The organism is Pseudomonas sp. ACN5 (assembly GCF_002303975.1).
Classification (GTDB): domain Bacteria; phylum Pseudomonadota; class Gammaproteobacteria; order Pseudomonadales; family Pseudomonadaceae; genus Aquipseudomonas; species Aquipseudomonas laurylsulfatiphila.
Window position 1 is genome coordinate 566503 of record NZ_MRCP01000002.1, and the last position, 14769, is coordinate 581271.

Below are 14769 nucleotides of genomic sequence, written 5' to 3' on the forward strand. Positions count from 1 at the left end.
ACCGGCGGGCAATGTTCAGCGGTAATCTTCCTTCAGATATCGAGCACCAACGGCTGCGCTCCCTGCGCCGGAATCGCACAGCAAATCAGCACCTGTCCGTCATCCGGCACCTCCGCTGGCGGCAGTGGGTAATGCACCTGACCGCTGACCAGGCGCGTCTTGCAGGTGCCACAGGAGCCGCCGCGACAACTGAATTCCGGGCGCAGGCCACGGCTTTCCGCCAACTCCAGCAAACTGCCGCCCTCCGGCTGCCAGCGCGCTTCCTTGGCCGAACGCTGGAACACCACGGGCACCGACGTAGTGGCGGCAGGTGGTTGCTCGATGACCACCGCATCGGGGTCCGGACGCCGGCGCAAGGTGGACGGGCCGAAGGTTTCGGCGTGAATCCGCGAGTCGCGAATGTCCAGCTCGCGCAAGCCGTCGTACAGCGCCTGGGTAAAACTTCCGGGGCCACAGACGACAAAGTCCGGCTGATCGTAGTCCTCGACTGTCAGCAGCTCCTTGAGCAGCGCGACGTCGATCCGTCCACTGAGGTCGAAGTCCGCTCCTTGCACCGCCTCGGCTTCCGGTTGGCTGAGCACACGCACCACCCGAACCGCGTCACCGGCATCGTCGAGCAAGCGATCCAGTTCGCCGCGAAACGGCTGGTCGGCCAGCGTGCGCGAACTCTGGATAAACCACGTCGGGCGGATACGGCGGGTGCGCAATCCCTGGTAAACCACCTCGCGCAACATCGACAACAGCGGCGTGATACCCACCCCGGCCGCCAGCAACACCAATGGCCGACGCTCATGGGGCGCCACGGTGAAATGCCCTTGCGGCGCCCGCGCCTCCAACAGGTCGCCGACCCGAATCCGCTCATGCAAATGGGTAGAGACCCGCCCGTCGCGCTTCACGCTGATGCGGAAAAAATCATCGGACGGGGCGCTCGATAAACTGTACGTGCGGATGTGCACTTCACCGTCAATGTTGAAGCGCAGGGGCAAATGCTGCCCGGCCTGGAAAAGCGGTAATCCGGCTCCGTCGGCGGGCTCCAGGTAAATCGAGCGAATGCTGTGGCTTTGCGCTTCAATGCGCGTCACCCGCAACGGCCGCCATTGATCGCCCAGGGCTTTGGCCTGCAAACGCGCCGCAGCCTGCTCCCAGGTGCCGGTGAGCAAACTGGTGGGTGATACGCCGTCGAAGCGCCAGCGTAACGCCAGGGCGGCGGGGCGACGTACGACGTGTTCGACCTCGATTGTCCACAGGCGCTCGGCTCCCTGGAACGCCTCGACCTGCGGGCCCTCGAGGATGATTTCGGTGCGCCCGCTGAGCTGCAGCAAATCCCCGGTATTGAAATCGATGAACAACAACCCGGCCCGGGGATTGAGCAGCAGGTTACCCAAGGTGTTGAAATGCAGGTTGCCGGCGAAGTCCGGAATGGTCAGGCGATTGCCTTCCACGTGTACGAAACCGGCCTGACCGCCACGGTGTGATACATCCACCGAGCGCTCGCCGTCGACCTCCACATAACTGGCAACGAAGAACGTGTCCGCCTCGGCGATCATGGCCTTGGCCGCGTCATCCAGTTCGTTGAAATGTTGCGCGACTCGCGTCGAAGGTTCGGTCAGCGGCACCGAACGAAACTGGCGCAACTGAATGTACTGCGGGCAATTGCCGAAGGACTGATCCACCGTCACCGCGAAACCGCCGGTCGTCATGGCGCGCACATGTCCATTGATGCGGTTGCGACGGCGGGTATGCAACTCGATACCCAACAGGCCGATGGCCGCGCCATCACTCAACTGCGCGGGATCATCAAAGGCAGGCAGGCTGCTGAACTGCAACAAGCCAGGTGCTGGCGAGTGTGCGAATCCGGGCTGACCTTCAAGGATGCTGGCCCAGGGATGACCGTCGGTATCTACCGCTGCGTACAGCATGAACGGCAACTGCTGATAGAAGGTGCGGTGCTGGTCCGGCATCTCGTTGCGAATCACCTTACGACCGAAAATTTCCATTCGTTCGGCAACGCCCACATGCGCCTGCAATTGTTTCTCGCCGGCATGCCAGGGTGAACGGTCCATACGGCTTCTCCCTTGCGCCACTGGCGCAGATCGGGGCGGCCCGGCAACACCGGGCCGCAAGCATCAGGCTGTTTTTTGCAGGCCGGCGACGGTGCGCGGCATGCCGACAAAACCTGGCAAGGCTTCGATACGGGCCAGCCACGCGCGAATATTGGGGTACTCGTCCAGCGACACATTGCCCTCCGGCGCATGGGCGATGTAGCTGTAGGCGGCGACGTCGGCAATCGTCGGTTCAGTGCCGACCAGATACGCTGTATCGGCCAGTTCGTGATCGATCACCTTGAGCACGGTATGGGCGTAGGCAATCACTTCTTCAGCGTTGTAAGGCGCACCAAATACAGTGATCAACCTGGCCCGGGCCGGACCGAAGGCAATCGGGCCGGCAGCCACCGACAACCAGCGCTGGACCTTGGCCGCCCCCACCGGATCAGCCGGCAGCCAACGGCCGTTGCCGTACTGTTGCGCCAGATACACCAGAATCGCGTTGGAGTCGGCCAATACCACGCCCTGGTCATCAATGACCGGCACCTGACCGAATGCATTGAGCGCCAGGAACGCCGGTTGCTTGTGTTCACCCTTGGCGAGGTCAACGAAGATCAATTCGGTCGGCAATTTCAGCAGGGACAGCATCAACTCGACTCGATGCGCGTGGCCGGAACGTGGGAAGTTGTAGAGTTTGATCGCTTGCATGGTCGACACCTCGGGTCAGTGGTGCTGTTCAGGAAGGCCAGCGCCGGTGGGTCGTATCTTCCACTCACAAGCAAAACAACAGAATCACCAGCAAACGCAATCCATTATTTCACTGGGTGAAATAACTCAACGCTCAAGCGACGGGTGCTCGCGCAGTGTCTTGACCGCGAAATCCACAAAACTGCGCACCCGGGCCGGGGCTTTGCGCCCGCCTTGATAGAGCACGTGGATGGGTAGTGGCGGCAGTTCGAAGTCAGCCAGAACAATCTCCAGCTCACCGGCAGCCACCTTGCTCGCCACTTGATAAGACAGCACCCGCGTGAACCCCAACCCCAGACTGGCTGCCGTGATGGCAGCCTGATTCGCCGTCACCACCAGTCGCGGTTCAGCCCGCACACTCAGGGTTTCGCCGTCTTCAATGAATGGCCAACTCCTGAGCTGGCCAATGGCCGATGTCGCAATGATCGGCGCCTGAGCCAGTTCCTGTGGATGTCTGGGCCGACCATGGCTGGCCAGAAACTGAGGCGAGGCGCAGATCACCCGCCGCACCTCACCGACGCGGATTGCATGCTGATTGCTGTCGGGTAGCTCGCCGATACGGATGGCCACATCGACGCCCTCCTCGACCACGCTCACCACCCGATCCACCAGCAGCGCGTTAATGCAGACCTCGGGGAACTGCGTCAGGTAGCTGACCATCAGCGGCGTGACAAACAGTTCGCCAAACAAGACCGGTGCGGTGATGGTCAGTTGCCCACGAGGATGGATATGGCTACCCGCTGCCGAGTCCTCCGCTTCCTGCACCTCGGCGAGAATTCTCCGACAGTCCTCCAGATATCGCTGACCGGCCTCACTCAAATACACGCTGCGCGTCGTACGCGTGAGCAGTTGTGTGCCAATACGTTGCTCCAGCGCCGCCACTGCTCGGGTGACACTGGCCGCCGACAGCCCCAAACGCCGTGCCGCCGCCGAAAAACCCTGGTCCTGGGCGACGGCAGCGAAGACCTGCATTTCCTGGAAGCGGTCCATGGGCATGTCCTCATTTCAGATAGATAAATCACAACCGAAGGCCGGGATGTTAAGCGTGGGCGCCCAACAACATGGCTGGGCACCCGACCATCAACTAAATCAACGGGCTACTGCACTCTAGCGCCTCCACTGTAAAAACGAAGCGTGGCCCCCACAAAGAGCGGACCGGGGATTATTGATAATTAATGAGGGTTATTTTCTTGCGACGGGTGCGACTGTCCGCAATGATCCGGCCCCGCCCGCTGAAGCGGCTAATGCCAGACCGGGAAAAAGCGCCTTTGGCTCCACTCCCCATTCCCTTGCGGCATGGGTTCGTCAGCGGACACTATCCACAGCGGCAGAATTCCAGCCTGAGTAATCAGGCGGAATATTCGACTGCTCCTATACTACAAGCCACCCTGTTACCTATTGAGTTTTAGTAGGTACCTCGTTGAATTTTCCCTACATGAAAGAAGGCGTTAGTTGTTGACGCTGGAACGACGGTCCATCGATCCCGCTTTCAAGATTCACCGGTAGGGAAGAGTGAACTTTAAATGGCTGGCTAACCTGGTGACACCGCAAGGAGTTCGAAAATGTTGCGCACTAACATTTCCGCTAGAGCACTGTCCGGGGGTTTGCTCGATGTACTGATACGCGCCGGGCTGATTACGGTGCTGGTACTGTTCTGCTTCCAGATCTTCCACCCCTTCCTCAACCTCATGCTCTGGGCACTGATTCTGGCGATCACCTTGTATCCACTGCATGCACTGATCAAGCGCAAGGTGGTCAACAAGGACGGTCGCGCTGCCACCCTGATCGTGGTGGTCGCCCTGGCCTTGCTGATGGTGCCAATCTACCTGCTGGGCACCTCGATCAGTGAATCGATCCAGGGCACCCTGGCGATCCTCAAGTCCGATACGCTGCATATTCCGCTACCCAGCGAAAAAATCGCGTCGCTGCCGCTCATTGGCCAGCCGCTCTACGACTACTGGATGCAGGCCGCCACCAACATGAGCAGCGTGCTCATGAAGTTGATGCCCTACATCAAGTCCATCGGCCTGACCTTGTTGGGCAAAATGGCCGACGTTGGTGTGGGTTTTCTGTTGTTCATCGGCGCCCTGATCATTGCCGGCGTGTTCATGGCCTATGGCGAAAACGGCGAAAGAAGCGCCCTGGCCATCACCTCACGCCTTTCCGGACCGGAGCGCGGCCCACGCATCACCGAGCTCTGCACCGCAACCATCCGCGCGGTGGCCCAGGGCGTGGTAGGCATCGCGTTCATTCAGATGTTGCTGGTCGGTGTGGGTTTCGTGCTCATGGGCGTCCCCGGTGCCGGACTGCTGGCGATGGTTGCGCTGCTGATGGGGATCATGCAATTGCCGGTGCTGCTGGTGACCCTTCCGGTGATCGCTTATGTCTTCGCCACCGAAGGGACGAGCTTGGCCACTGTTGTGTTTGGCATCTATAGCCTTATCGCCGGGATGGCCGACAACGTCCTCAAACCGTTGATGCTTGGCCGCGGCGTCGATGTCCCCATGCCGGTGATTCTGATTGGCGCCCTGGGCGGCATGGTCAGTGGTGGTTTCATTGGTTTGTTCATCGGCCCGGTGGCGCTGGCGGTGGGCTACCAGCTGTTCTGGCAATGGGTCCAGGACCAACCGTCTGCCGAACTAATGAACGAAACACCAGAGATCGAGGCGTTGAACGAGACACCGCAAATCGGGACCATGAACGATCAGCGTCCCCTCTGAGGAGTTTTCGCTTGATGCCACGTCCTGCTCGCATCAGCCGGCTGCTGCTCTGTGGGACCGCCTTTCTGGGGGGCTGCGTGCAACTGGGCCCGGATTTCCAGTCGCCGGCCCAGCCTTGGGTCGATCACTGGAACAGCCCGGCCTTGGAGCTCGCCGGCCAACAACACGCGCAACCTGACAGCCGCCAATGGTGGCGCGTGTTTAACGACCCGGTGCTGGACCACTTGATGGCCGAAGCCGATGCCCACAACCCCGACCTGCAGGTCGCCGGCCTGCGGGTCATGGAGTCGAGAGCGCAATTGGGCATCGCCCTGAGTGGGCGCTACCCACAATTGCAGCAGGCCAGCGCCGACAGCCTGTACCTGAACCGTCGACAGTCGGGCGGTGCCAACCCCCAGGACACGCATTTCTGGCAACACAGTGTCGGCTTCGATATCGGCTGGGAGCTGGATTTCTGGGGGCGTTTCAGCCGTGCCATCGAATCGGCCGACGCGTCCTGGTTTGCCGCCCAGGCCAACTATGAAAATGCCCTGGTGCTCTTGCACGCGCAACTTGCGCAAAACTACTACGCCTTGCGCACCGCCGAATCACGCCTGGCCATCGCCCGCAGTAACGCCGCCTTGCAAAAACGCAGCTACGAGATTACCGAGCGCCTGTTCAAAAGCGGGGCCGAGGCTGAACTCGACCTGCAACAGGCCAAGACCCAGTACCTGGGCACCCTCAGTACCATCCCGGATTTCGAGAGCCAGGTGGCGAGCTTGCGAAATGCATTGTCCACCCTGATCGGCCAGCCACCCGGCTCCATCCCTGACCTGGATCGCTACACCGGGGTAGTGCCATTGCTCGATACGGCGGTGCTGCAGGATGTACCGGCGAATCTGCTGGTGCGGCGTCCCGATGTTCGTGCGGCCGAGCTGCAAGTGGCGGCGCAGTCGGCGTTGATCGGTGTGGCCGAGACTGACCTGTACCCCTCCATCAGCCTGCTGGGCAGCATCGTCTGGTCTGCCAGTTCGCTCAACGGCGCATCCAATACCCTCGACATGGTGGCCGGCCCCAGCCTGCGCTGGGACATCTTCGATCATGGCCGAATCACCAACAACGTCCGCGTGCAGGATGCGCGCTTGCAGCAGTTGATCGTTATCTACCAGGACAGCGTACGCCAGGCTGCTCGCGAGGCTGACGATGCCGCGACCGGTTTGATCAAGGCGCTGGAGCGTGACCGGATCCTCAGCGATGCATCGGTGGCCGCCGAACGTTCGGTGACCCTGGCCAATGCCCAGTACCGCGAAGGCTATTCGGATTTCCAGCGTGTGCTGGATGCACAGCGCGCCTTGTTTGCCCAGCAGGATATCTACCTGGTCAACCGTGGCACTGCCGTCAACAGCCTGATCGCCCTGTACAAGGCGCTGGGCGGTGGCTGGTACAGCGACCAGCCGATGATCGACCCGGCCACCCGCCAACAGATGCAACAACGGACCGATTGGGGCGACCTGCTCGACGAACCGAAGGAAAGTGCCCATGACTGACAGCCCACAACCGGCCGCCGAGAACACCTCGGCACCCGCCGCCGACCCGGCCAGAAAAGCCATCAACTGGGTAGTACTGCTGATCATCCTGAGCCTGGTCTGGTACCTGATGGCCGACCGTTACACGCCCTACACGCAACAGGCACGGGTACAGGCCTTCATTGTGCCGGTGGCGGCCGAGGTATCCGGCCGGGTGACCAAGGTGCACGTACGCAACAACCAGGACGTCAAGGCTGGCGAATTGCTGTTTGAAGTCAATCCGGAGCAGTACCAGATTGCCGTCGATCGCGCCCGCGCCGACCTTGAGTCGACACGTCGCCAGGTGGGCGCCAATACGGCTGGCGTCGACTCCAAGTTAGCGTCCCTGCGCGCATCCCAGGCCAATGAGCTCAAGGCTCGCCAGGATAGCCAGCGGCTTGAGCGGCTGTATCGCGAAGACCCGGGCACCATCTCGCTGCGCCGCCTCGAGATCTCCCGCGCCACCCTGGAAGAGTCCATCAGTCAGGTCGCTGCGGCCAAGGCCGAAGTGCAACGTGCGCGGGAACAACAAGGCGGTAACGAAGACGAAAACGCCCAGTTGCTCAGCGCCGCCAGCAACCTCGAAAAAGCCGAGCTGGATTTGAGCAACACGAAGGTCCATGCACGTTCGGCCGGCCTGATCACCGATTTGCGTACCGATGTCGGCCAGTTCGCCTCCGCCGGTGCACCGGTGATGACCCTGATCGCCATCCACGACGTGTGGATCAGCGCCGACATGACCGAAAACAACCTCGGCAGTGTCCAGCCCGGGACGCCGGTGTCCATCGTCCTCGACGCCCTGCCAGGGAAAATCTACAAAGGCCATGTGCGCAGCGTCGGCTATGGCGTCGATATCGGCCAGACCACCCAGCCGGGCAGCCTGCCGAAGGTGGAGAACAGTCGCGACTGGCTCCGCCCGGCCCAGCGCTTCCCGGTCATCATCGAGTTCGAACCCGGTGAGTTGACCGGTCCACAAGGCATCCGCTCCGGCGGACAGGCCGAAGTCATGGCCTTCCCGAGCGAGGGCAACCCGCTGAATATTCTAGGGCGCGTGTTTCTGCGCCTGATGAGCTGGATGTCCTATGCGTATTGAGCGCCCGGCCCGGGTTCAGCGCGCGCTGCGCCTGGGCTTCGGTACGGCGCTGTGCCTGGCGGCGAGCTTCGGTCTGGCCCTGCCCATCCCGTTCCTCGCGCCGATGCTGGCGCTGATGATGCTGGCTGCGATGAACCGGCCGTTGCCGTTCAAGGCCAGCCTGGGGCTGATCCTGATCCTGATGTTGACCACCGGGACCGGCCTGCTGCTGATCCCCCTGCTGCGTTACTACCCGTTCAGCGGTGTGCTGCTGGTCGGACTGTGCCTGTTCCTGGCTTTCGGTTACGGCCTGCGCGGTGGCAATGCACTGGTGGCGACGTTCCTGGTGGTGGGCCTGACCTTGATCAGTGCCGCCGGAACCGCTGAATTCGCCCTGGCACTCGAGGTGATCGTGGCTCTGGTCAAGGGCCTGTTCCTGGCCGTCACGACACTGACCATCAGCCATTGGCTGTTTCCCGACCCCGCCAGCGCCCCACCGGCCAAGCCCGGCCCGAACCTTACGCCCACCGAAAGCAGCTGGCTGGCGCTACGGGCCACGCTGGTGGTGCTGCCGACGTTCCTGCTGGCCATGATCGACCCGGCCAGCTATCTGCCGATCATCATGAAAGCCGTCAGCCTCGGCCAACAGAGCTGCGCAACCAGCGCCCGCAACGCCGGCCAGGAATTACTCGGCTCGACCCTGCTCGGCGGCTTGATGGCGATCCTTTTCTGGTGCGCGCTGAGCCTGTTCGTGAATCTGTGGATGTTTTTTCTGTGGATGCTGCTGTTCGGTTTACTGGCGGCCAGAAAACTCTACGGCCTGGCCAAAACCCGACAACCACCGAGTTTCTGGCTAAACAGTATGGCGACCCTGATCATTCTGCTCGGCCAATCGGTACAGGACAGCGCCGCGGGCAAGGACGTCTACACCGCCTTCGCCATCCGCATGGGGTTGTTCATTCTGGTGACTTTGTATGCCTGTGTGATGGTGTATTTGCTGGACACGCGGCGGCAACGGCGAATTACGCTCTCCTAGAAACGAAAAAAACCTGAAAAGGGGTTTGTGACGAAACAATAAAGATTGTCACAAACGTTGAAGCGGGGCGAATTGACCGGTGCAGTCAAACTCTCGTTCGAAAACTACCGGTATGTAGCGCAACTGGTGTCGGTTTCGTCCCCTGAGGCCTGGCTAATTGGCGGCTCAAAATACTGTGATTGTGAGTGTGTTGCCGAAGCCTTTTTTGGCCCACATACCGAGATAAAACTGAACCATCTCCAAACCAGCATAAATTCAGTACAGACAATGATCGCTAGAAAATCAGAATGGGTCAGCAAATCTTGGTAACTAGGTCAATTCGGCGTCGGCGGAAACAGTCACGCGCACAATCTGTGTTTTCTATCAACATGTCTTCGCAAATCGCAAGCGGGTGGATTCGAAGAAGCGATTGCTCAAGAAGCCTTGGTAGGTTCGACGGGGATACCCGCCTGTGCGGGGGAGCTCGGTAATCACACCGACGAGAAACTCCGCTTCTGCAAAAAAAACCGCCACTATCTGTGGCGGTTTTTCTTGATCATCTGCAAGGAAAGAAACCTGTGGTTCAAGCTCTGTAGTGTCCATGCTCACGACCGGCTTCAGCGCGCTTGCTTTTCTTCTGCGCCCGTTCTTGTTCGCGCTCAATCAGAAATTCGCGCAGATGGCTCTGTTGGAATTCGCTAGCAAGGGCTGCTTCCTCGAATATAGGATCCAGCACGTACTCATCGGACGGCTTCTCCTTCTTCGAATAAACCGATTTACCACCAACATAAAGGGTTATAGCCATGAGTTTGATCCTTGCAGAATGAAATCGAGGTCTCTCTGCCGTAAGTATTCGACCGCCGACTCCTGAATGCGTGCGAGGCATTCCAATATGTCGTCGTAAGCGTGTTCGAGGGAATCATCCAAAGGCATGGTTCCGTCGATGATTATAACAATTGGTCTTATTTTCGCCATCTCCCCGTGCATTTTGTCGAGGAACGGCGGTTTCGGACGCGGCGTTAGGACTTTGGCTATCGGTAGCCAATCACGGGGCCAAACTCGAAAGCACATAAACCACTTAACCGGTTCCCACATCCGGTCAAGCGCGTGCATTGCCATACCTTCATCCCAAGGGAGCGTCCCCGCTACCGCGCCGTCAGACCAAGCTATGCCTGCCGCCGAGCCGCTAAGAGGCAAGGTGATTTTGTTGTCTGGATGGTGGTCTAGAAAGCCGGCCCCGGAAACCAGAGATAAACTATTCATCGCTCCAGCACGCTGCGCACCAATCGCGACGCGAATTGTGTGATGTGCTAAAGGCTCGCTGTACCACCGACCATGATACTCCGCGAGCTGTGCGATCACCCCCGCCTGCAAAACGGTAGTGGCATCGTCTATTAAATCTGGGTAGGTCGTCAGCTCTCGACGAAGTTGATGCGTCACTTGGTTTCGGGATCGCAGAACCTCATCGTATATCTCGCCAATCGGTGCATCGAAATCCAGCAACCCAAGGCGGCAGCGGAGAGGAATTTTAATAATCCGACCGACGGCCCGGGTATGGATCTCACCGGTACCCGAAACAATAGCGTTGATCACAGAACCTAACCAATGTTTAGCCTTAACCTTTGAGGTAGGAATGACGTTCGGACTGATTCCTAAGGCGATTGTTGTAGTTCCAGGGTAGATTAATCGCTCTTCGTCAAATGGCCACGCTGGTAGGTTGGACATAAGTCCGCCGTCAAAAAAACTGCCCGAAATATTCCGATCCAAGCTTTCAGTGCCACGCCTGAACTTCAATGGCCAGGGGCTGAATATGACAGGAAGACATATTGAGGCGGCAACCGCATCGGCGACAGGCGTATCAGGTGTCCGCTCAAAGCAGAACAGCTCCAAGCATTCACCAAGAATGTTCGTTGAGATAATTTTGAGGGGCAGCCCTCCATGGGCTTTAAGATCACGGAAGGTAATGCTTTCCTTATCAACGCCCAGCTTAACTCGAATAGCTCCGTCGATGAGTCGACGTACCGCTTCAACTGTTGAAATCCCCCTCGATATCCATCGAACGACGAAGCACAACGCCATCACTCCAATTGTAGAGAGGATGGCAATGTATTGGGAGATTGTTGGGCAAGTAGCCAGCACTACAAAAAAAAGCGCCAAAGCGATGCCTGCCCAAGGCGCACGAGGCAGAAAGCTGAGACGTGGTGCTACCTTGTTCAGGTAAAAACTCTTGATACCTCGAAAAAAATCGGGCAAGGCACGACCAAATTTGAGAGTAAGCCATGCTCCTTTCGAGAAGATGTCTGTCGCGCGATTAATTCCAAACTGAGGGGTGATTGTCTGAAATAAGTGAGTTTCGCCTTCTGGGTCCACGAGCTCCTTACCGGTGTATCCCGCGGCAATGAGCGCAGCGATCATCGATCCAGCAGACGTACCAGCAACCCCTTTGATGTCAAGTTCAAGATCATTGATCGCAAGCAATGCCCCCGCGTGAACTACGCCTTTTGCGCCACCGCCTTGAAAAGCGAGAAAAACTGAACGTCTACTTTCCATAGTTATGGCCTTGGCTTATTGCAATGAGGCTAAAGAGCGCGATGAGATGATCTTTCCACTTGAAGCGATGCCGACATGCTGGCGGCGGCTAACAGAGTTCGATTCAATCAAATTTAGGGCTGGAGTGTATTCTATGTACTGGCTATCTGCTATAGATTTACAGGCATCCTGAATCAACTGAGCACGCGGAACAGACTGTGACTCGGTAGCTCTCTAATCAGAAATTTTTCGCGGTGGCAAAATGCAAGAGCCTGTAGTGCTGGATACCCCTGCAACCCGTTTGGAAGGTTTGGAACTGTCCGACGGCTGGGTTGTGGAAGAGCTTCTTGCTGTTGGTCGAGCCAGCAAAAATGAGGATAGCACTGGCGGTACCTTTTCAGTTTCATACCGCGTTCGAAGGGGGGACGCGGTGGCCTTCCTCAAAGCCCTCGATCTCGACAGTGTCATTAAGGATGATGGCGACAATGACTTCCTTGACAGTATTAATCGTGCGACGCAGGCCTTTGGTGATGAAAGGCAGCTTAACGAGCTTTGTGCCAAGAGTAGGATGCGCCAGGTCGTAACCATCCTTGGTCATGGCAGTGTCAAGGTAGATCGTAAGCCAGAAGACCATATGCCACGTGTCGCTTACTTGATTTTAGAGCTGGCCGATTGCGGGGATGTCCGTAGCCATATAAAACAAGCCTCGACGGACGATTACGCGAAAAAATTTAGCTACCTAAAAGATGTGCTTTTAGGAATTGGCCAGTTGCACGAAGAAGACATTAGTCACCAGGACCTCAAGCCCTCAAACGTTATGGTCTTCAGCCGGTTCGGTGCAAAGGTGGGCGATTTGGGACGCGCGACCATCAAAGGATTCGGTAGAGGCGCCTTTGAACAAGAAAGCATCGCCGGCGATTACAGTTACGCTCCTCCTGAACAGCTGTATGGGTACACTCCCAATGAGTGGATAGATCGCAGGCAACGAGCTGACCTTTACCAATTTGGTTCACTCGTCTGTTTTCTTCTGTTTGGGATCACTGTCAACACCATGATCAAAGAACGACTGCCCGAATCTGTTGGTCCCAAACATTGGTTTCCTAACCAGCAAGGGGAAAGTAGCTACGCCCAAGCACTACCGTATTTGGTGGCAGCGTTTTATGAAGGCTTGCAGAATTGTAAAGCCACGCTGCCTGACTGGGCAGCGGACAAGGCAGTGGACCTGATCACCCAATGCTCGCATCCCGACTACTCGAAACGAGGCGCAAAAAAGTTGCTCGGAAAAGGTGATCATCTGGGACTAGGCTTGAATCGTTTTGTCAGTGCTCTGGAAAATTTGCGAACTGCTGCGGAAAAACAAGTGATTTTAGAAGCCAGAAGGCAGCGAGTATGAGTTTCGGTAAGGAAGAATCTGACAGGAAAGTGATCCCGATCTGGGACCCATCCAAGCTGGCCTCCTCACTTGCTGAGAACTCGGCCATTAAACCGCTCAAACACCCAACCACTACGGTTTCGCATTCTGGACGGTTGATGGAGGAGCTTACACAATCACCGCGTGTAGGCACTGCTGTCGAGCTCTTAAACGCTGCAAAATTAGAAGATAATCGTGAAGGAACAATCGCCGCTTCTAGGTTGATTATTGAGGATGGAAGCTTACCAAAATCCGTGCTTTCCATGGCACGAAAGGTACTCAATCAAGAGCAGGACGTACCCCAGATAGCGGATGCTAGGACCCGCATTGCAGGAATTCGAAATAGCCTTCGTATCAACCCGAGTAACACTTTGGCGTGGGTAGATTTGGCACGGGAATATATATCGCTAGGTCAAGGCCAGCCCGCAGAGCGCGCCATGTCAGTTGCATTGGGCCTTTCTCCTGGTCATCGATGGGTTTCACGAGTCGCCTCAAGGTTGTACATCCATCTCGAGGAATTCGATCGATCACATTCCGTACTTGCGCGACATCCCGGACTCAAGCATGACCCGTGGATTGCCTCGGCGGAATTGTCGGTATCTCAGCTAATCGGAAGAACAAGTCGAAATTTGTCGGCCGCAAGACGAATTCAAGAACTGGGCCTGCATCCTCGCCACACTACTGAGCTCGCAAGCTCCTTAGGCACGCTTGAAATCGAAAGCGGTGCGATGAAGCGGGCGAGGAAATACTTTAGAGATTCGCTGCTTGATCCGAATCGGAATACCCTCGCTCAGGCCCTCTGGGTAGAGCAGACACACGACATAAAATCGGCATCTCATTTACAAGTTCAGAGTCTGGAGATTGCCTATGAGGCAAAAGCGAGGGAAAGCTACATCCTCGGAGAAGCAGAGTCAGCGATCAATCATTCTTTGGACTGGTTAGAGGCCGAACCTTTTTCTAGCAAACCACCTGTCTTAGCAAGCTACATCGCATCCTTGGATGACCGATATGAACAGATTATTCGAATTACGGACCGAGGATTAATCGCGAACCCAAGCAATTCGATCTTGAAGCTCAATCGCGCATACGCACAGTTGGCCTTGATCAACCCACTTTGCCCAACGCAAAGCGACGTGGACAAAGTAGCAGGATGGATGTCACTTTTCGACGAAGAACTAAAGGAAGGTGGTCCCAATCGAGCTCAGGCACTCGCGAACTACGGAATGTTGTGTTATCGCATGGGTGCCCTAGAAAAAGGGCGGATTTATTACGAGGCCGCTGAGAAAGTCTGCCAAGCAGAGAGCTTCCGTAGTCCGGTCCTTTGTACTATTTACCACGCCCGCGAGGCCGTTTTGGCTAAAGCCGAATGGGCGTTGACTGTGCTAGAGCGAGCGAGAGCTGTAACTTTAAAAGTAAGCGATACTGGAAAATTGGAAGGTTCGGTTAGCCTCAGTAAGGTTAACAAACTGTATGAAAATCCGGAGAACTACCATGTTATTTTCAATCGTCCTACAGCAGCGGACGTTACCGCCTCCGAGTCTCCAGGCCACCTTGCATTTGCGGATTCAATCCTTGAGGGTTTGAGCTTTCACCTGCCAGATGATTTCAATCGCGGTTAAGCAATTGAGTCACTAATGAGCATTCGAGCTTGACCGCCTTTGGCCATGAAGCTCAGTAGCTTAAAAA

General features: G+C 57.3%; 11 protein-coding genes. 6 read left to right on the forward strand and 5 right to left on the reverse strand.

All coding sequences use genetic code 11. From position 1 onward, the window contains the following. Positions 1–32: 32 nt before the first annotated feature. The 3 genes from BSF40_RS05845 to BSF40_RS05855 all read right to left on the reverse strand — a co-directional run bounded on the left by BSF40_RS05845 (position 33) and on the right by BSF40_RS05855 (position 3782). Positions 33–2063 (reverse strand): pyridoxamine 5'-phosphate oxidase family protein, encoded by a 2031-nt coding sequence (locus BSF40_RS05845; RefSeq protein WP_095964397.1) that lies wholly within the window; start codon positions 2061–2063, stop codon positions 33–35. A 63-nt stretch (positions 2064–2126) separates the two neighbouring features. Continuing rightward, positions 2127–2753: a glutathione S-transferase family protein gene (locus BSF40_RS05850; protein ID WP_095964398.1), complete on the reverse strand. Its 627-nt coding sequence runs from the start codon at positions 2751–2753 to the stop codon at positions 2127–2129. 126 nt (positions 2754–2879) lie between these two features. Next, the gene (locus BSF40_RS05855; RefSeq protein WP_095964399.1) at positions 2880–3782 is read right to left on the reverse strand and encodes a LysR family transcriptional regulator; all 903 of its coding nucleotides are present in this window, start codon (positions 3780–3782) and stop codon (positions 2880–2882) included. Between the two features lie 572 nt (positions 3783–4354). On the opposite strand from BSF40_RS05855, the gene BSF40_RS05860 reads away from it, so the two are divergent. From BSF40_RS05860 to BSF40_RS05875, 4 genes are read left to right on the forward strand one after another with little or no spacing between them, the layout of a single operon-like run. Beyond that, on the forward strand, positions 4355–5512 hold the full coding sequence (locus tag BSF40_RS05860; RefSeq protein ID WP_095964400.1) for an AI-2E family transporter: 1158 nt from the start codon (positions 4355–4357) through the stop codon (positions 5510–5512). Between the two features lie 14 nt (positions 5513–5526). Beyond that, on the forward strand, positions 5527–7038 hold the full coding sequence (locus BSF40_RS05865) for an efflux transporter outer membrane subunit (protein ID WP_095964401.1): 1512 nt from the start codon (positions 5527–5529) through the stop codon (positions 7036–7038). Beyond that, entirely contained in the window at positions 7031–8149 is a 1119-nt protein-coding gene (locus tag BSF40_RS05870; RefSeq protein WP_015097439.1) for an HlyD family secretion protein, read from the forward strand. The genes BSF40_RS05865 and BSF40_RS05870 overlap by 8 nt, the downstream gene beginning before the upstream one ends. After that, positions 8139–9164, forward strand: a complete 1026-nt coding sequence (locus tag BSF40_RS05875; RefSeq protein WP_095964402.1) for a DUF2955 domain-containing protein — start codon at positions 8139–8141, stop codon at positions 9162–9164. Before BSF40_RS05870 ends, BSF40_RS05875 begins: the two co-directional genes overlap by 11 nt. Before the next feature lie 562 nt (positions 9165–9726). Here BSF40_RS05875 and BSF40_RS05880 read toward each other — a convergent pair. Together BSF40_RS05880 and BSF40_RS05885 are read right to left on the reverse strand one after the other, a co-directional pair. Continuing rightward, positions 9727–9948, reverse strand: a complete 222-nt coding sequence (locus tag BSF40_RS05880; protein ID WP_095964403.1) for a hypothetical protein — start codon at positions 9946–9948, stop codon at positions 9727–9729. Continuing rightward, on the reverse strand, positions 9939–11693 hold the full coding sequence (locus tag BSF40_RS05885; protein ID WP_095964404.1) for a patatin-like phospholipase family protein: 1755 nt from the start codon (positions 11691–11693) through the stop codon (positions 9939–9941). Before BSF40_RS05885 ends, BSF40_RS05880 begins: the two co-directional genes overlap by 10 nt. Before the next feature lie 241 nt (positions 11694–11934). On the opposite strand from BSF40_RS05885, the gene BSF40_RS05890 reads away from it, so the two are divergent. Then, positions 11935–13065, forward strand: a complete 1131-nt coding sequence (locus BSF40_RS05890) for a protein kinase (RefSeq protein ID WP_095964405.1) — start codon at positions 11935–11937, stop codon at positions 13063–13065. Beyond that, on the forward strand, positions 13062–14702 hold the full coding sequence (locus tag BSF40_RS31580) for a hypothetical protein (protein ID WP_141249708.1): 1641 nt from the start codon (positions 13062–13064) through the stop codon (positions 14700–14702). The genes BSF40_RS05890 and BSF40_RS31580 overlap by 4 nt, the downstream gene beginning before the upstream one ends. Positions 14703–14769 lie beyond the last annotated feature (67 nt).